This is a genomic window from Kamptonema formosum PCC 6407, from assembly GCF_000332155.1.
Taxonomy (GTDB): domain Bacteria; phylum Cyanobacteriota; class Cyanobacteriia; order Cyanobacteriales; family Microcoleaceae; genus Kamptonema; species Kamptonema formosum.
Genome location: NZ_KB235904.1, coordinates 872,675 through 892,775, shown reverse-complemented (window position 1 = coordinate 892,775; position 20,101 = coordinate 872,675). Strand labels below are relative to the sequence as shown.

The window sequence follows — 20,101 nt, the reverse complement described above, 5'->3', positions numbered from 1 at the left end:
TTTGAAGAGCAAACTTTGTCATGAGAGATCCTGATTTAATCCCTTTACTATTTCAAGAACTTCAATATAAATAGCGTTCCAATCGCAATCATAGTTGAGATCGTTTTGCGTGTGTTCCGAATTTGGGACATCTGTAACATGGCTTGGAGACAAGAACACTGGCGGCACTAAGTTTTCTCGACTCATGTTCCAATATTCTTCAGCTCCCGCTGAGCAAGCCTTAGTATTTCCGTGAAACACACCCGGCTTGTTGGCAATCCACGATATCAGGCAAGCTCCAGATCCTCCAGGGGCTACAAACATATCTAAAGCGCTATCCCAAGCAATAATTTCATACATTATGCGCCCTATAGCATTATATGTACTAATCTGCGGATCTAGAAGGGCGATAATTTGTTCAACCAGCGCATTATTATTTTCGATCATGTACTCAAAGTAATAAGTCTCCTTTTGGTTTTGCCCGCTAGGCTCTTCTGTTTCGGGTCGAGACCATCCCTCAAAAACTACTCCAATATTGGGGAAATCTTTGTACAGGTTGTTAATAATATTTGCTATTCCTTCAACTTGAGATAGCCATACTCTACAATGGGTGCGGATTTGGAAACAAATCAGAGGAAAATGTTTCTTACTTGTTTCTACTTGCTGCAAGAATTCTGAAGAGCATTTCTTAACAGCAGCTTGATAAATTCTTTGTGCTAAGTTTTCGTTCAAAACTAAGTCGGTTGTCCATACAGCCATGTAGTTGTTGTCTACAATTGTTTTAAACAAACTCCAACTATCTGCTACTTTCACTATTTTTTCGGCAGGAATTTCAGGGAAAACGTCGCCAAATTTAAAAAATTCATTAGGTCCGATCAAAAACTTATCTACTTTTTCTAATGTGAGGTTGTCTGAAAGTTTTTGAATTCCTGTAAGGTCATTCCACAAGTAGTGTCCCAGGTTGAGAAAAAATCCCAAATCGACTGCCACCTCTTTTTTCTGCTTTTCCTCGGACAAGTAAGTTTTAACTTGGGGCCAATAACTAACAGCATCGACTTTAAACATATTGATAACTTGTTCTTGAGCTACATACCGCTCCTCTGCTAATTTAATAATTAACTCTTGATTGGGGAAATAAAGAAAACTTTTGTTGCCTAACCAGCTATTGACTGTCAAATAAAATGTCTCCCTGCTGACAAACCGATAGATATGTATCGGATGCCAAACACCCCCTCCTGTTTGATGAGGGCAGTGCAGGCTGAAGGAGTGATTGGATCTGATAATTTTACCCGTCATTGGACAGAGTAAATAAATATAACCAGTTTCTACTATACTGTTCTGAAAATATCTCCCGTGTCTGACATCAAGCCAAACACCTTTTTTTCGGGGATTTTTCAATGCTTCCCTAGAAAGGTTAACTTTTGGTGAACCGCCAAAACTGTTAATATAAATTTCTTCCAAAGCTAGGCTATCTTGTCTAATTATTTCCAGGTTAGCTAGCGACAGCCCTAACTCTGACAAAAATACTTGGTTGGCCTCAGTTAAGGAATCCATGCCCATAACGGTATATTGGCAAGTCTGACTGAAGTATTGGTAGACTTCAACCGAGTTGATTTCAGTTGGATAATAGAATTTCTCTTCATCTAGGGGAGCAAGTTGATTCAACCCTTTCCATATATTCTCGTAAATAACCCCTCCGCTGGGCTGAATCTGGGGAGCTTGCTGGAAACAGGCTACAGCCTCGTCCAGTAAGCCTTTTTCTGCTAGGAGTATGGCTAATTTGCAATAATATTTTACACTAAATTGTGTTGAATCATCCAGATTATTTAGCTGAATTTGCACAGCTTGTTGGTAGACTGCGATCGCTTCTTCTAGGTTGCCTTGTTGTACAAAAATCTCCACTAAATTGCGGAAAAACCCCTGGTAATTATGGTTGAGTTCAAGGGCTTGGTGGTAGACTGCGATCGCTTCTTCTAGGTTGCCATTTTTAGCTAAAACTTCCCCCAACTCTAGGTATACTTCGCCAAGATTCGGGTTGAGTTCAATAGCGTAGCGGTACGCGAAGATTGCTTCATCGAAATGATTTTGTTTAGCTAGAATTTTTCCTAAATTATAATAAGATTTATCCAAGCTTGGGTTAAGTTCTATTGCACGACGGTAGGCGAGAATTGCTTCATCGAGCTTGCCCTTTGAAGCTAAAGATTCCCCCAAACAGTGGAAAGACTCATCAGAGTTAGGATTTAGTTCAACTGCACGTCGGTAAGCTGAGATCGCTTCTTGGAAACATCTTGAAGAGGTTGAATCGACTAACAGAGATATAAATTCCGATGATTGCCGAATTTTAGCTGGGCATTGCTGTCGGTTGAATGGGCTATCACCAAGATAATTAAGGAAGGAGTTTTTGCCACCCGGCTCAGCGGCGCGTTTTAGATAGGTGCGGTAAAGCTCTTCAACAAAATCTTCTTCATTGAGATGAGAAGTTGCTAGCAAAAAGACGGAGTCATTGAGGTGGATCGGCTCAGTTGAAAAGTCATTGCTCTGACCTGGTTGAGCGAGCAATTCCACTAACCAGCTATATAATTGTAGAGATTCAGGCTTCAGATTGCTTGCCAAGCTATAGAAGGTTTTTCCTAGCTGATGATGACATTCAAAAGAGTCTGGGTTGAGTTCAACAGCACGCTGATAATTGAGTAGTGCTTCCTCGCATTGATTTTGAGAAACTAAGGTATTCCCTAACTGCAAGTACAATTCAAAGTTTGCTGGCGGTAAATTTATGAGATGAGCATACTTTTGTAGAAAATTTCGCCCCATCCTAGCACCGCTGTAAATGTCATCAGGATCTACAAGCTTGGCAAAGTGTGACTGTAACAGATCGTCCTCTTGTGTATAGTTGATTTTCTCTTCCAGTCGCTCCAGCATTTCCAAAACTAAGTCATTGATTTCCTCCGGAGTATTATCTACTACTTTAACACCAATAGAAGTAAAGTATTCAACATTTTCAGTAACTATGTAAGCAGGAGAAAGCATTTCGGTAAATGTTAGATAGCGCTGCTCGCTCTCAGACCAGTAAAGTTTAGGAATAAACAGGTCCTGGCTAAATTGCTGTCGAAACTTTATTGATGCCCAGTTTGTTAAAACGCAGGGGACACCAAAGGTTGGGGGAACAACGCTAGGACCTGAAGTCGTACCGATAAAAAAGCGACTCTTAGCCCACAGAAAAACATCCATCCAATCACTTTTTGCGTTGCTGTGAGCATAGTCAATTACCTGCGGCATAGGCGGTAGAGGCTTCATCTGGCGATCGCCCATACGAATCACCCATCCTCCTCGTTCTACAATCGATTGGATTGCTAGCAGGTAAGTTTCAATATGAGCGTTGCGTCCAGCACAAGTTACCCACTGCCACTGTCCATTAACATAGCCCGTATCTCGAACGTGCAGAGCAACAAACCAAGCATTCTTTGGGACACCAATTTCCTGCAAACAAGACCAACCAAGCTCTTCATCCAACTCTGACAAAGTGTGGAGGTGTGGTCGCTTCTCAGTTTCCCATTGTTTTTGAACCTTCATCACAGCTTCATATAAAGGTAACGTCTCTCCGTTAGCCAGAGCAATCACACTGATGCGGTCTTCTAAGTATTTTGTTAATGGGGATAGAAGTTGAAGTTGAGTGGGTGGAATCACCACAGGGAAATAACGGTACCAGTATTTCAGGTAACAAGGATTAGCACTCCGGTATGGGGCTGCCAACAAAATAGTTTTGTGTGGTGGCAACCAGCCTAGTATTTTCATTTTCATATAGTAGTCGAGTAAACCTAGGTGACCAATAGCACCAGTCCACTCTTCTGTGATAATTCGGATAGATAGCTTATCAAGTTGATAGGTTTTTGCAAGTTCATTTTGAATTTGCGCAGACTTTGCTAGCAATTTAATAGCCTGATCATATTTTCCAGAACGATAAAACTCATTACTGATTACATGGTAAATATGTAGTGAATCGGGTTTAAGATCAAGTTCAGCCTGCCGATCCAGCACCTTTTCCAAGTTATGATAGTATCTATCATAGTTGCTTTCCAGAGCAATAGCACGGCTGTAGGAGCGGATCGCTTCTTCTAGGCAAAATGAAATAATGGGGCTGATGTAAAGAGACGTAAATTCTGATGATTGTCGAATATGATCGATTGATTGATGGCGAGTGAGGCTGCCATTACTGATATAAGGAAAAAAAGAGTTTTTTCCTTCCTTATCTGGCTCTCGTTTCAGATAAGTGCGATAAAGTTCTTCAACAAACTGTTCACTATTTAGGTGTGAAGTTGCTTGCAAAAAGAATTCGTCATTAAATTTATAGGGTATACTTAAAGAGTCGTTCTCTTGAGCTTTGCGAGAAAGGACTTCTCCTAACCTTGAATATGAACAGAAAGATTGTAGGTTCAGTGCCATCGCCAATCGATAAAATATTTCTCCTAAACTATTGTGCAATTCATGAAAATTAGGCTTAAATTCTATAGCCCGACGGTAGGCGAGAATTGCTTCATCGAGTTTGCCCTCTGAAGCTAAAGCTTCACCCAAATAGCGGTAAGACTCGTCAAAGTCAGGATTTAGCTCAACTGCACGCCTGTAAGCAGCGATCGCTTCTTGGAAACATTTTGAAGCGGTTGAATCGACTAACAGAGATATAAATTCCGATGATTGCCGAATTTTAGCTGGGCATTGCTGTCGGCTGAGCGTGCCATCACCGAGATAATTAAGGAAATTGTCTTTCCCCCCTACATCGGCAGACCGCTTCAGATAGGTAAGGTACAGTTCGTCCACAAAATCTTCATCGCTAAAGTGGGAAGTCACGGACAAAAAAAGTGCGTCGTTGAGGTCGTACAACTCACTTAAGGAATCATTAGTATTAGCTTGTTTAGCGAGGATTTCCCATATCTCTTGATAAGAGTAAAAATTTTCCTGCTTCAACTCTGTTCCCAGTCGATAAAAAGCTTGCCCTAAATCCAGGTAAAATTCAGGAGAATTTGCATTGTTCTCAATACCACGACAATAAGTGAGAATCTTTTCAAAAAAGGGGCTTTCTAATTTGGGCGAACAATTTACTAAATTGCTAGTCTGGTTCTCTAAATTCATCTTACTTCTCGTAAATATACTCTATTTTGATTGAGTTCCAAGTTGAAAGAGGTTTGGGTTAGCTTATCGGTTCCAACCAAATTTACTAAACATTTGCTTGGGAATAATACTAGAAGCTTTTTCTGCCTGTTCTTGAGTCAACACTTGCCACCAGTCGTCTATCTTTTCCTTTTCCATATAACTATCTTGATTTAATTGTAGCTTGGAAAGGGCAGAATCTCTATCCTTTATTTCGTAAAAATTCAAAACTGACTCAAGAAAAGCCTCTGGATTGGCAGCAAAATTTTCCTGTTTCGTACTCAATATTTGAGGATGAAGATTATGAGATTCAATAACTTCCAACCACCCTTTCAGAAACTTTATTGCTTGGGGTAAATACCCACTTTCTATGTGCCAACTAATTTGGTCTGTGATTGACAAAGTGAAATAATTATCACATAGAATTGAATGATACATTATTAGCTGCTTTGGCTCTGTTTGTAAAATCTTGTTGAGATAATTTACAAACAACAGCATTGCTTGGCGAGGGTCACAGATATGAAAAATCATCTTATCCAAATACTCACCGATCAAATCAAAGTTGATTAAACTAGCTGAGATATACCCCATTGACCAACTCATTCCAGAAGCCAAACGGCTTATACTTTCACGTTCGATAATGTTATCAAAAGGATAACTTCCCGATATCGGAATAAAAGGGATAGATAAGCTAGTGGCTAGAGCGTTCACAATTTCAGTTCCTCCAAATTCGGGAAAGGTCACTAACAATATCCCAGGAATTGTCGCATGGGGATTCGCTTTCCGGTGATGAATTTTATTAGATTGGTAATAGCTGCGAATGGCCTGTTCCCGCTTACCCTGCACCAAAAGGACGTTGCCAAGATTGTAGTATGCTTCCGCACAATCAGGATTAATCTCAATAGCCTTTTGGTAGCTAACAATCCCCTCTTCTAGCAGACCGAGTTGTATCTGGATATTTCCTAAGTTAAAATAAGCCTCGTCACCCACAAGTACGGGCTGAAGTTCAATAGCCTTTTGCTGGCAAACCAAAGCCTCTTCTAGCTGACCTCGCTTGGCTAAAACCCCCCCCAATTGGCTATAGGATTTATAAAAATTTGGGTTGAGGTTAATGGCATGTCGGTAAACCGAAACCGCTTCATCTAAATGATTCAGTTTTACTAAAGCTTCCCCTAAGCTGTGGTAAGAATCATAAGAATCGGGATTTAACTCAATTGCTTTCCAATAAGCAGAAATCGCTGCCATCAAACAGCCTGAGAGTCTTAACAATGCCGTAAATTCTCCTGATTGCCTAATTGTAGCAAGAATTTGCTGGCGAGTTAGCGTGCCATTGCCCAAGTTCTGAAGGAAAGAACTTTTGCCGTTTACATCTGGAGAACGTTTCAGATAGGTACGATAAACTTCTTCCACAAAAGCTTCATTATTGAGAGGAGAAGTCGATTGCAAAAAGGTTATATCGTTGAAGTAATCGGAGTTCAGAGAAGCTGAAGAACCATTTTCTTGACTTGTTTTAGATAGAACGTCCTCTAGCTGGAGAGAAAATTGGAAAATTTCTAAGTTAATCTCTGTTGCCAGTCGATAACAAGCTTTTCCTAACTGATAATAAGACAAGAAAGATTCTGGGTTAATTTCAACTGCTTGCCGATAAGCAATAATAGCCTCATCAATACGATTGAGTTTTGCCAAAACTTCCCCCAAATTATGATAAGACCAAGCTGCATTCGGATTGAGCTCTATGGTTCGTTGGTACAAAGCGAGTGCTTCATCAGTACGATTGAGTTTTGCCAAAACTTCCCCCAAATTGTGGTGGACAACGTAGAAATTGGGATTCTGTTCAATAGCACGCTGATAAGCAGGAATGGCTTCCTGTAATTTCCCTTCCCGTTTAAGTTTATTGGCTGTCTCAAAATAGCTTATGCTCATATTTTTATTTGGGCAGGATAGCGCTGGCAAACACTAATGAAGAGGCTTAGCAACTCCCAATCAAAATTAAAATTACCTTAAGATTTGCTTTCGGTTAATTCTTTCAGATCGTAGTTTACCATAACTTCAACTAATTGCTCAAAAGAATATTGAGGCTGCCAGCCAAGCTGCGTTTTTATTTTATCAATACAGCCGACTAGCTGCACGGATTCGTCGGGGCGATAAAATTCAGGCTCAACGGAGACGTAATCTTCCCACTTTAACCCAACTGTGTTGAAGGCGCACTCTACTAACTCCTTGACTGAGTGAGTTTCCCCGCTGGCAATAATATAATCATCAAGGGACTCTTGCTGGAGCATCAGCCACATCGCAGTGACAGCATCTTGAGCATAGCACCAGTCGCGACGCGCTTCAAGGTTGCCTAGTTTTAGTTCCTTAGCAAGCCCGAGCTTGATCATTGCCACAGTGCGGGTGACTTTACGGAAAACAAATTCTGTTCCCCTGCGGGCTGATTCATGGGTGTAGGTAATGCCACAGCAGGTGTAGAGGTTGTACTGTCGCCGATAGTTAACAGTCATCCAGTGGGCGTAAGCCTTAGCCACACCATAAGGGTTGCGGGGACGAAAGGCAGTGCGTTCCGTTTGTGGCGATTCATCGGGTTGACCAAAGACTTCGCTGCTAGAAGCTTGGTAGAATTTAGCATCGGGTTTGCAGCGGCGGATGGACTCTAAGAGGCGGGAAACGCCAATAGCAGTATATTCGGCAGTGAGGGCTGGTTGAGTCCAAGATAGCGGTACATAACTTTGGGAAGCTAGATTATATATTTCATCGGGTTGAGCTTCCGCGATCGTATCCATAAGAGAACACTGATCTAAAAGATCGCCAGAAAGAATGTGGATATCACCAGTGAGATGGCTAATACGTTCCAAATTGCTGGAACTAGATCGTCGAACTAGCCCAAATACTTGATACCCTTTTGCTAAAAGGAGTTCAGCGAGGTAAGAGCCATCTTGCCCAGTTACACCTGTGATTAAAGCCTTTTTTGTCATAAAAAATCCTCGGTTAAGTGGGAAACTCAATAGCTAATGCCCTGAGTGTGATAGTTTGGCGTAGCTCACCAGCCGCGATGCAAGACGCTGGGCGATTGCTCAGTTGAGTCGCGGTTTTAACCGCCTACAGGTTTCAAAATTTAATCACATAATTGCAGATGTTTTAGGTAAGCGAGAAAATTATTAGCAATCACCGCCCAGTCATATTTTTGTTCCACATATTGTCTAGCATTCTCAATCCGCATAATTCTGAGATTGCTATCTTCCTCTGCAAGATACCTAATTGCATCAATAAATTGGTCTATTTCAGCAAGAAAGCAATGTTGACCGTGTTCTAAATTCAATCCCCTAGCTCCAAAAGGTGTAGAGATCACTGGAATACCTGCGGCCAAGTAATCTAGCATTTTTAAATTAGTCCCAGAACCAGAAATCATTGGATTCAATGCAACATCGGCAACTCCCAGAACAACATCTTTAATTGCATCATTGACTAATCCCATAAAGCTAACATTTAATGGAAGTTGTTCTGCGGGAAAAGCCCAACAAATATTTCCTAAAATCAGGAAATTCACTTGAGGAAGGTGACTAGCGATGCTCAAGATATAACGGACTGCTTCCACATTAGGTTGATGCCAACTGCCAATAAATAGTGCAGTAAAGCTTCCGTACAAGCCTAATTGTTTCTTCTTGAGAATCCGTTTCTCCAAAGAAATATAACTAACTGACTCAAGATCGCCTCCATTAGGAACCTCAACAAATTTATTAGAATCTACGCCGTACATCTCTTGCATTCGTAAGGCATCATTCTGGCAGCAAACTAAAATCAACTGGCTGAGTTGGCAACACTCATTTTCCACCTGGCGAGTGGCTTCTAAAAGTTCATATCCTTTAGGATAAGGAGAAAAAATGTTTTTCTTAACTTCCACTTGTACATCATGAGCTTCATACCAAATAGGTTGATTGCTAACTTCTTGAATAGCAGGTAAAAGATATGAATTGCAAGCAACCATAAAGTTTGAATCACTTGCAGCCTTCCTCAAAGCTTCCAAGTATGCAGGTGTCAAGTGATATAATTGAGGCATCACAACATCTGTAATTTGTAGTATTCCTGTCTTTGAACGGATAGCTGTCTCTGCTTCTAAATGCTGTGGTGACATGGGGATTCTTGTTTCCAAAACCCCAGGTGCAATTTCTGCATTAAATGGTTGTCCGTTATCTGTAAAGGTGACTAACTCAACATCAAATTTCTTAGCTAAGTGTCGGTATAAATGAAAAACTCGACTTTGACCACCTCCACTAGGCGGAAAAATGGGATAAGTCAAAGCCACTGTAATTTTAGGGCGTTTTCTAACTGTTAATGCTAAAGACGGTGGTGGGGTTTCACTTAACAATTTTGCTAGTCCGTTTTCCCATGTAATGTTTTGCACCAATTGTTTCCCGGCCACCCCCATTCGTTGTGCTTCCTCACGATTTTGGCACAAATAGTCAATGCGTTCAGCAATGGCTTGCGGGCTAGGTGGCACTGAGTATCCAGTTTCTCCATTGCGAACAAACTCATTCGTTCCCCCTGAATCTATGGCCGTAATAACGGGCTTTCCACTCATCATTGCTTCGACAGTAATTAATCCGTAATCTTCATCATAGGGAATGTACAAAATTGCAAAAGCATCTGCATATAAATCTTCAAGTTCGCGATCATTCACAAAACCTAGAAACGTAATTCTAGGATCGTTGCCAGCAAGTTGCCTCAGATCATTCAATTCGTCGCCAACACCTGCAATTTTAAATTGAATATCAGTTTTGACATATTTCATTGCTTCTATTAATATACCAATTCGTTTGCTGCCGTACTCCAGCCGACTCGCTGTAAAGAGATAATCACTTTTGCCTGTCCGTAGATTTCTCAGGATAGGAGGCGGATAAATAGCTTCTGCGGGACAGCCTATAGGAAAATAATCTTTACGGTTAGCAACGTTGTGAGCAATCGCAGCATATTTCTTGATAACACTCGGTGCTAAGCCAATACTATCTAAGAAATGAACTATCTCACGGATTAGAGGGCCTGGAAACTGGAAAGCATCGGCTGGCAAATGCTCTTGATAAGAACGAATCTGATTAATTTTTTGATAAAACTCACTAAGTGCAGCCCTAGTACCTTTATTTTGCTGCATAAATTTCTGCAAGGAAGAAATTTCCCTATTGTCTGTTGTGTAAGTTTCTGGCCAGGTTGCAGGATATGTGTCGTACAAGCCGCGCAACTTGTGAAGCATATAGCAGACATGGTTAGGGTGTTGAACCATCCAAGATGGGTATTTGCCAGAAATAACTAAATCAAAATGACCTAGATCTAACTGTGAAAATTGCCAGTAGTTCTCTATCAATTCCCAGAAATCACTTTCGGGACTTGGCATTTTAATTAAATCAGCCTGATGGGGAGTGTGTTGGTTGATGTGGTGCAACAGGCCCCACCAGAGATTTTCGGCACCGCCAATCCTAAACGGAACAGCACTAGGAGCAAGGATAGCAATCTTCATAATTGTTGACCGATGTGTATGTACTTCAACCGAATTTTTCAGCAGTAACGTCAAATAACCAGCCATCTATCAGATTAAATTCCATTTTGGCAAAACTAGCTGCTTCTAAATAATAGGTCAATAACTTTTGTGTAAAGGCAGTAAAATGCCAATCTCCTTCATAAGCCTGAGTTCCAAATAAGCATTGAAGCAATTTCTGTTGGAGTTCAACTGTTTGATAGTTTTCCGCTTTGAAAAGCTCAAGCAAATCGATTAAGCTTGTAGTTCTAAGCTTCAATATACCTCCACATTTTAACAACCTAGACCATTCTTTTAGTGCTAATTCAGTTTCACAGCGTGGCAAATGTTCTAAGCAATCTTGAGCAATTATTTCTTCATAGAAACCTGATGGTAGCATATGTAGATACCGGATATCTGCTACTAAATCGGGTTTGTGATATTCGTGAAGATCCACATTTAAATAACCACATTTGATATCAAATCCACAGCCGAGATTTAAACGCTGAGGATATTTAGAGTAATCAAATTTATTCAATAACTTAAATTCTTGTGATTCCTGAAATGCGTTGAGGACTTGCTGGCGTTTGCTCCTATCATTACCTAGATACTGAAGATATGAATGTTTGCCAAACTCATCTGCTTCGCGTTTCAAGTAAGTGTGGTAAGCTGCTTGCAAAAAAGCTTCATCACTAAGGTTGTTAGTTTCTTGCAAAAAAAAATCGTCGCTAAGCTTTCTTGTCTCAATTAAATTCTCGTCCATAGTTTTCCAATACTCCTACCGTTTAGCGCCTTAATTTTCTCAGTAAATATTAACGATCTTCTAGCGATCAATACTTCGGATGGTTGTGATTGCCAATGGCATAATAGGGGTTTAAGGCAACTCACGACTCAGTAAAAATCAAATTTTTCAGCCATTTTTTTCCAAAGTATCCAAACTATTGGGTTATAAGCGTGTGGCTGTAAAAGCAAAGCGTAGATACACAGAGGGATCTACTTCTGGTGCGTTAATCAAGTAATAGAAGTCAAACTTAAATTTATCTTTTACTGGATTCATGATCCTCTCTTTAAACGATTGCGGGCTATAAAATCTAGCGTGTCTGTTTCCCCATCCTTCAGCACAATATATCGTTGTCCCTTCATCAAAATTGACCTGGGATGCTAAACTGACTTTAGGATCGGTTTGCGTCGCGGTCTCTGTAAATATATAAAATGGACATACAAAAACAATGCCTCCTGGTTTGATGACTCTTGACAATTCAATAAATAACCTCGTATCTGCGCCACCCTCAAAATGTTCAATAGAGCAAGTCAAAGCAGCCTTTGATGCAAATCCATCCGGTACAGGCATCGAACAAGCGTCTCCACCAATTTGATTATCCTTGATACCTGGTGAATACATAATATCTTGACTAAATGTATTAGCTCCTGTCAATCTATGATAAATTTCTGGAATAGGAGAATTTTCACTAGCTAAATCCACAAAGATATCTTTTGCTTTTAAGTTTAGAAACGAAATACACAAATAGTGTTCCAGGGATTTTTCTCGCAGATTTCCTGAATAATAATTAGGATATCTTGTCCTATATTCAGCTTTTTCAAAATATTTATTATATTCCTCGATATTAATGGCAAAATCTTGAAATTCAATCCCCAAAACAGTTGCCATTTTAAGTATCTTGGCTACAATTTCAGGGGAAGCGTTGTCTATAGCTGTAGCAACTACTTTATATCCAAGCTGTTTGATATCTTCCAGGCTTTCACTAAAACTTTTCTCGACAACCCCTGGTTGATATAAATACTGTTTTTTGTTTTCTAGCGTCTCGCTATTTTCCGGATTTCTCAACTCATGTTCTTTAAAATTTAACTTGTTTTTTTCAATTGGCGATAAAGCTTTGGGATCTAGGATTCCTGATAATCTTAGAGCTAATGTGTATCGATCTTTATCAATCAACTTCTCATCCAGAGTTGGGGTGATATTGGATTCAGCAACGAATTCATTACCATTGATTATTTTAGGAGTTTTGTCTCTATAATCCGAGTTTCTTTGTACACCAATTAACTTGTCATCATTAGGTATTGAAGAATAATTCGTAAAAACTTTTGGTTGAGTTATAGCCAATTTATCCCGATTTTTTGAACATGATTGAACAATTTTACTAAAAACTAAGTTGATTGAACTACCATTGAGCAATTCACTTATAGAAATTGCAGAAAAATCACCATTCATGTTCATTTTTACCAAAGAGAAACCTCTTTGTAAAAAATTATATATAAAATCTTGGGGGTGAACTCCATTGTCGTCAAAATGAGAAGAGTTAAAAACCATATAAATAGTAACTTGAGAATTTTGTGTTAATAGATTCTGCATTCCTTTTAAAATTAAAGGTGCAGCGCCTCTAACATCTAGGTTAATTACATTTACTCTCGGAGCTACTCTAAACACTTCATCTAAAAAATAGGTTTCAACTTCAAAAAAATTGTCATCTGCTACAGGAGGAAATAAGTTATTACGTCCGTATATCTCCTTAATTGATATTTTCATTGCTCCTTTTATTAGATCGGGAGCAATGACACTCAGAGCCATTAATTTATTAGGCTGTTGATGATTTGTTGTTTTCAACTCGTATCTCAGCGAAGCGTATTGAAGAATGCGAGATTGAATAGCTCCCGCAGTCATATCGTTAGGCATATTTTTGTCTCCGACTCAAAAAAACAAATATTTTTGTAATTAAAAAGCACAAAGTACTCGCCTTCTGCCAAGAGTTATTAAGAGGTATTCGCTCTAACTAACAGAGACTAAATTTTTGAAACTCAGAAAACTTTAGTTTCAAGCTCAACAGATCGGCGGTAGGCAGCACTCGCTTCATCTACTTTACCTTGTTTAGCTAGAGCATCACCTAAATTATTGTATATCAAAGGGTTGTCTGGATCTAACTCTGCCGATTGACGGTAAGCCTCGATCGCCTTATCCATTTCGTCTATTGCCATAAGAGCTTCTCCCATGTTGTGATAAGACTGACTGGAATTTGGGTCTAAATCCACAGCGCGACGGTAAGCCTCGATCGCCTGCTGCCACTGACCCCGTGCAGCTAAAGCCTCCCCTAATAGATGATGTACCTCATAGTTATCAGGCTTGATATCTATATATAGGACATAAGCCTCGATCGCCTGCTGCCACTGACCCTGTGCAGCTAGAGCCTGCCCTAGCTGGAATTGGGCTTCATGGTCAATTGGCTTCATTTCCAATACTTTTTGACAAATCTCTAAATTATTGGGAGTAAGTTCAATCGCCTTGTGATAACAGGAAGCCGCTTCGTCTAAATCTTGCTCAGTGCCCCTTTGTCTCAAAGCATCCCCTAAATGGCAGTACACCACATCCGAGTTGGGACTAAGTTCCAGAGCTTTTCGGTAACAACCGATTGCTTCATCCCACTGCTGAAGCTGAGTCAGGGCAAACCCTAAATGGTCTTGACCCTCAAGAGAGTTAGGTTCAAGTTTAACAGACTTGCGGTAAGAGGCTACAGCTTCACTCCATCTTTGTAGTCTCGCCAAAGCATCACCTAAGTGCTGATATACGACAGCAGATTCGGGACTGAGTTCCAGGGTTTTTTTGTAAGAAACAATCGCCTCCTCCCACCGCTGCACGATCGCTAAAGTATGCCCCAAATAGTGATGAACGATCGCCGCCCCTGGTTCCAACTCAGCCGCCTGCTTATAAGATGCGATCGCTTCCTCCCATTGACCTGTAGCCGCCAAAGCCGTTCCTAACTTATAACGAAGCCAATAAAAATCAGGATTAAGCTGAATCGCCTTTCCGTAACCAGCAAGAGCCTCTTGTAACTCATTTTTTCCTTGCAGCGCCTCTGCCAACTTCATGTACAATTCCCAAGAACCTGGATTGAGCGCGATCGCCTGACGCAAACACTCAATCCCCTCATCCACCTGTCCCAGCCTCGCCAAAACCTCCCACAAATTTTCATAAGGCAAAGCCGACTCAGCATCGAGTTCAATCGCCTGACGCAAACACCCTAGCGCTTCCTCCAATTGACCTTGGAAGCACAAAGCCTTCCCCAAACTATTATGAAACTCATAAAAATCTGGATATATCTCCACAGCCCGCCTATAAGCTGCAACCGCCCCATCCCAATTGCCCTGGCGTTCCAGCATTTCTCCTAAACCATGCCAAGACCAAGCCGAGTTCGGGTTGAGTTCACAAGCCCGCTGGTAACAGTCTCCAGCCTCTTCCAACTTCCCCTGTTGAGCCAAAACCTCCCCTAAATTATGGTGATACCAAGAGAAATCAGGATTTAACTCAAGACATCGGCGATAAGCCGCCGCCGCTTCCTCCCACTTGCCCGACTGTTTAAATAAGTTGCCTTGGTTAAAATAAGTAGAAACATTGTCTTGATTTTTTTTTAATAAGTCATTCATATCTTTTTATCCAATATTTCTTAGACTTGAAACTTTAAATTCCGGTGCAACAATTGTAGCAGAGAGAGGGAAAAACACAAACAAATTCTGCTCAGACAGCCTGCTCATATTCAAATACTCAATCCAAATGCGAGCAGATTTTGGGCTGATTTATGCCTCAAGCCGAATCCCAGAGTCTTGACAGACCCTTGTCAAATGAGGGCTGTAATAAGGGTCATTGTCAATATACTTTTGCCAACGACTTGCTATAATCTTTGATTCTCGATCCAAGCGCGCTTTCTTCTCTGGACTATCCTCGTAACCCCGACTCTTAGATTCGTGATGGTAAAGAACTACATGAGGCAAGTAAATATTCCGATAGCCCTTTTCTAACATCTTCAAACACAGATCCACATCATTGTAGGCTACAGTTAGCTCTTCATCAAATCCCCCCACACTTTCAAATACTTCCCGGCGACACATTAAACACGCAGCCGTTACCGCTGAAACATTGTTGAGACCTATCGCATTCCCAAAATATCCTGGAATCGATCTAGGCATATGATAATAGCTGTGACCTGCAACTCCCCCCCCTAAACCCATTACAACTCCAGCGTGTTGAATTTTATCATCAGAATATATTAACAAATTGCCTACCGCTCCAATTGAACTTCTCTGAGCTTGTTCAACCATTCCCTCAATCCAATCGGGAGTAATTACTTCTGTATCATTATTCAAAAACAGCAAGTAATCTCCCTCAGCTTTACTAGCAGCGTAGTTGTTAATCTTAGAGAAATTGAAGGGAATATCTAAGAGATAACTCTTAAATCTTTTTGATTCCTTAGCTTTCCATTTCGCTAGAATTTCCGCCGCATGCTTCTCTTTACTACCGTTATCTATAACGATAACTTCGTAATTTGGGTAAACGCTTTTAGTAAAGATAGACTCCAAGCAGTTATCCAACACATCGCCTAAATCCTTGGTGGGAATGATGATACTCACCCGCTTGTAATCAGTAATTTTGTAGCGGACAATAAAATGTCCCAAAAAGTCAGGAACACTTTCCACTTGTCCCGGTTCACCCCTTCTGTCAATAGCCTCTTGCAAAGCTTTTTGAGATGCTTCGTAGGCATAGGGTTTTGCATCAGTGCCCCCAGCAGCAGAACCAGCGTGCATTCTCCAGTGGTAGAGAACTTTAGGAATGTGAAAGATTTTGTCAGTTTTTTCCGTAAACCTCAAAACTAAATCGTAATCTTGACCTCCCTCAAAACCTACTCTAAAACCACCAATTTTGTTGATTAACGATCGTCTGTAAGTTCCCAAATGACAGGTATACATCCGAGATAAAAATGAATCAGGACTCCATTCTGGCTTAAAAAACGGATTTATTAATTCCCGATCTTGATAAATCTTATCTTCATCTGAATAAATCATGTCCGCTTCAGGATGGCGGTTCAATAGCAACACTACTTCATACAAAGCTTCAGGTGTCAGAGTATCGTCGTGGTCTAGTAGCGATATAAATTCTCCTGTAGCCAACTCCAAAGCCGAGTTAGAACTGAGAGAAATATGACCGTTTTTAGTTCTATAAACTACTTTAATTCTACTATCTTTAGCTGTATATTCTGACAATATTTGCTTCACATGAGTAGCCGTTGATGCGTCGTCAGCAATACACAATTCCCAGCAAGGATAGATTTGATGCAAAACCGAGTCTATGGCTTCCCTCAGATAATTTTCAGGCGTATTATACACAGGCATGATAATACTAATCAGTGGCTTGTAGCTAAAGATTTCTACCGTCTCAGCCATCTTTCGCAAATCTGCTTCTCTAGGGCTGTTCTTAGCACGCCACCTTGTGTAAGCTGAGTCTTGACCGAGAAATAGTGCATCTCGGAGATTTTGATAATCCAAACCAAAAAGTTTTGGGTCGAGTTTGCTCGCCGTTTCGTAGGCTTCCAAAGCTTCAGAAAGCCGCTCTTGTTTAGCTAGAGTTTTCGCTAAATTGTAGTAAGACCAACCAAAAGTAGAATCTACCTCGATCGCTTGGCGGTAAGCGATAACAGCTTCATCTAGGCGATCTTCTTGTTGAAATACGTCTCCTAAGTTATGGTAAGACCACACAAATTGGGGATTGAGTTCAATCGCTTTACGGTAAGAATTGATAGCTTGTTCCAGTTTACCTTCCGCTCTGTGGAGATCCCCTAAGTTGTGGTGAGTCCCGAAGTAGTTTGGGTTAACTTCGAGCGCTTTGGTGTAGGCTGCAATCGCTTCCTTGACTTTCCCTTTTGCTTGAAAAGTCTCGCCTAATTTGTGGTACTCCGTATCTGCGCCAATGCCAATATTATCAATAGCTTTGCTGGAAGGTGCGATCGTTAAGCCATCACCCCCATGCACTGTTTTTGTCACCCCTTTTTTTTTTAACACCTCTTCCAACCGCGCCGAAATCATCCGATCGCTAGGCTGAATCTGCAACGCCATCTGATAAAAAACGATCGCCCCATCTAACCAACCCTGTCTCACCAAAGCATCAGCCAACCCTACATAAAGATCGGCATCATTCGGCGCAATCTCCAAGGCCTTATGATACAGTTGCACATCATCCGGGTTGTACTCGATCGCCTCCCGATAAAGCTTACTCGCCGCCTCTAAATCCCATTGAGCCCTCTGTCTAATCGCATCAGCTAATTTTTGAGGTAGCCAAGGCAGATCCGGCTGAATCTCCGCAGCACGGCGGTAAGACGCGATCGCCTCATCCCACTCTTCCTGATGCTCTAAAGCTTGCCCCAAATTGTAATGAGCCCAAGCAAAATCAGGGTTAAGTTCCAACGCCCGCCTATAAACAGGAACCGATTCCTCCCAACGTTCCAGCTCAATTAGAGCATCTCCTAAGTTATTATGCGACCAGAAGAAATCCGGGTTAAGTTCAATTGCACGGCGGTAAGCTGCGATCGCCCCCTCCCAATCTTCCAGCTTCACCAAAGCCTCAGCTAAATTACTATGCGTTCCAAAATGGTCAGCATTAAGTTCAATTGCCTGCTGGTACGCCGCCGCCGCTTCTTCCCAGCGTTCCAGTTTCATCAAAGCATCGGCTAAATTGTTCTGCGACCAGAAAAAATCATTTTTTGCTTGATTCGCACCAGCATAAGCCTCAGCAGCTTCTTCCCATCTTTCCAACTTCACCAGCGCATCGCCTAAATTATTATGCGACCAAGAATGATCGGGATTTAACTTAATTGCGCTTAAGTAAGCAGGAACAGCCTCCTCCCACTGTTCCAACTTCATCAGCGCATCAGCTAAATTATTGTGCGACCAAGAATGGTCAGGATTTAACTCAATTGCACGGCGGTAAAAAGCAACCGATTCTTCCCACTTCTCTTGATTCTTAAGGATTTCCGCTAACTCGTGGTATCCCCAAGAAGAACTAGGATTTAACTCCAATCCCCGACGATAACAATCAATCCCCTGCTCTACTTTCCCTTGTTCCAAGAAAGTTTTAGCTAAATTAATATATTCATCTGCTGTTGCCTTACTCGGATCGAGATTAAACGCTCGATACCAACATTCTGCGGCTTCCTGTGGCTTCCCTACCTGCGCCCAGAGTTTAGCAAAATTGCGGTAAGCACCAGCGAAATCTGGTTTAATCGCGATCGCCTTTTGAAAAGCTGCGATCGCCGATTGCCATTGTTGCTGACCCCCATAAAGACTACCCAAATTAGCGTAAGCCTCAGCAAAATTCGGGTTAATTTCCAAAGCTTTGAGATAACAGTTTTTTGCATCCTCTACCTTGCCCATAGCTTGGAAGGCATTCCCCAATAATTTGTATATTGCCGCATCCGGTTTAAGTTGTAGCGATCGCCTACAGGCCGCGATCGCTTGGGGGAATTTCCCTTGGGCTAAATACCCCTCCGCCAAGATATTGTATGCTTCTGGGTCTTCTGTACTAACACCGACTGCTGGTGCCGCAGGGCGCTGCTTAACAGTACCATTTGCCCTACTTGCCGAAGGCAGAGTATCCATACCCTGACTTGCCGAAGGCAAAGTATCTACACCCCGACTTGCCGAAGGCAGAGTATCCACGCCTTGACTGGCTGAAGGTAGAGTATCTATAGCCTGCCTTGCCGAAGGCAAAGTATCCACGCCCTGACTTGCAGTTTTACCATTCGTAGCCTTCAATTCAATCGCTTTTCTATAATAGGGGGCGGCTTGCTCCAAATTACCCGCTTGCTTGAGAGCATCCCCCAAATTTTGGTAAGCCTGGGCCAAATTAGGATTTAATTTAATGGCACGGCTGTAACAATTAACTGCCTCCTGTAGCTTCTGCTGCTGCAACAGGCTATTACCCAGATTCAGGTGTTCCTCTGCCGTTGCCTTTTCCGGTTCCAGAGTGAATGCCTGATACCAACAATCTTGAGCTTGGGCATCCTTGCCCATTTGGGCTAATACTTTAGCCAAATTCCGGTATACTCCCGCGAAATTTGGCTTCAGCGCGATCGCTTTTTGATAATGAGTGATGGCCTCCGACCATTTTTGCTCAGCGGCGTAAATACTGCCCAAGTTCGCATAAGCTTCAGCAAAATTTGGCTGAATTTGAATTGCCTTAGCATACCAGTGCCTTGCCTCCTCAACGCGACCTTGAGCTTGGAGGGCATTGCCCAAAGTTTTTAGAGCCTGTGCAAAATCGGGTTTTACCTTCAGGGCTTGTTCGCAAGCAGCGATCGCTTCCTCTACTTTCCCTTGGGATAAATAGATTTCTGCCCGTTGGTTGAAATGAACCGCACTCGATTCGGCATTCACTGTCGATTGCATATTTGCACAAGCTCCAGAAGCAGCAATAATTTAGTTATGACTTAGCAATATTAACTCAAGATGCACGCCTTAACGCTGAAAATTTTAGCGATCGCGTGAGATGGTTAGTTATTGACCTGTGCTGCTGACGCTCACCCTTGCGATCCTGTTCCCGGCTACCTGCTATCGCCTGCATATCTCTATACAAACTGAATCAGGGAATATTGGCGAGATCGGCTCAAAAATCGCGATCGCCACAAAATCAGAGTCAGGAAC

General features: G+C 41.6%; 8 protein-coding genes. All 8 read right to left on the bottom strand.

The genetic code is table 11. From position 1 onward, the window contains the following. Positions 1-18 precede the first annotated feature (18 nt). The 8 genes from OSCIL6407_RS0120835 to OSCIL6407_RS0120800 all read right to left on the bottom strand — a co-directional run bounded on the left by OSCIL6407_RS0120835 (position 19) and on the right by OSCIL6407_RS0120800 (position 19,846). The gene (locus tag OSCIL6407_RS0120835; protein WP_007357219.1) at positions 19-5,103 is read right to left on the bottom strand and encodes a TIGR04372 family glycosyltransferase; all 5,085 of its coding nucleotides are present in this window, start codon (positions 5,101-5,103) and stop codon (positions 19-21) included. Between the two features lie 63 nt (positions 5,104-5,166). Further along, entirely contained in the window at positions 5,167-7,044 is a 1,878-nt protein-coding gene (locus OSCIL6407_RS0120830; RefSeq protein WP_007357218.1) for a tetratricopeptide repeat protein, read from the bottom strand. Between the two features lie 77 nt (positions 7,045-7,121). After that, positions 7,122-8,093 carry a GDP-mannose 4,6-dehydratase gene (locus OSCIL6407_RS0120825; RefSeq protein WP_007357217.1) on the bottom strand — a complete coding sequence of 324 codons (972 nt, stop codon included), beginning with the start codon at positions 8,091-8,093 and terminating at the stop codon, positions 7,122-7,124. A 140-nt stretch (positions 8,094-8,233) separates the two neighbouring features. Continuing rightward, a complete protein-coding gene (locus tag OSCIL6407_RS0120820; RefSeq protein ID WP_007357216.1) occupies positions 8,234-10,627 on the bottom strand; it encodes a glycosyltransferase family 4 protein in 2,394 nt (797 codons plus the stop codon). Between the two features lie 25 nt (positions 10,628-10,652). Then, positions 10,653-11,387, bottom strand: a complete 735-nt coding sequence (locus tag OSCIL6407_RS0120815) for a DUF4214 domain-containing protein (protein ID WP_007357215.1) — start codon at positions 11,385-11,387, stop codon at positions 10,653-10,655. A 183-nt stretch (positions 11,388-11,570) separates the two neighbouring features. Next, a complete protein-coding gene (locus OSCIL6407_RS34650) occupies positions 11,571-13,316 on the bottom strand; it encodes a class I SAM-dependent methyltransferase (protein ID WP_019487626.1) in 1,746 nt (581 codons plus the stop codon). Between the two features lie 122 nt (positions 13,317-13,438). Continuing rightward, positions 13,439-15,058 (bottom strand): tetratricopeptide repeat protein, encoded by a 1,620-nt coding sequence (locus OSCIL6407_RS0120805; protein WP_007357212.1) that lies wholly within the window; start codon positions 15,056-15,058, stop codon positions 13,439-13,441. A 150-nt stretch (positions 15,059-15,208) separates the two neighbouring features. Next, positions 15,209-19,846, bottom strand: coding sequence for a tetratricopeptide repeat protein (locus OSCIL6407_RS0120800; RefSeq protein ID WP_007357211.1), 4,638 nt, complete (start codon positions 19,844-19,846; stop codon positions 15,209-15,211). Positions 19,847-20,101 lie beyond the last annotated feature (255 nt).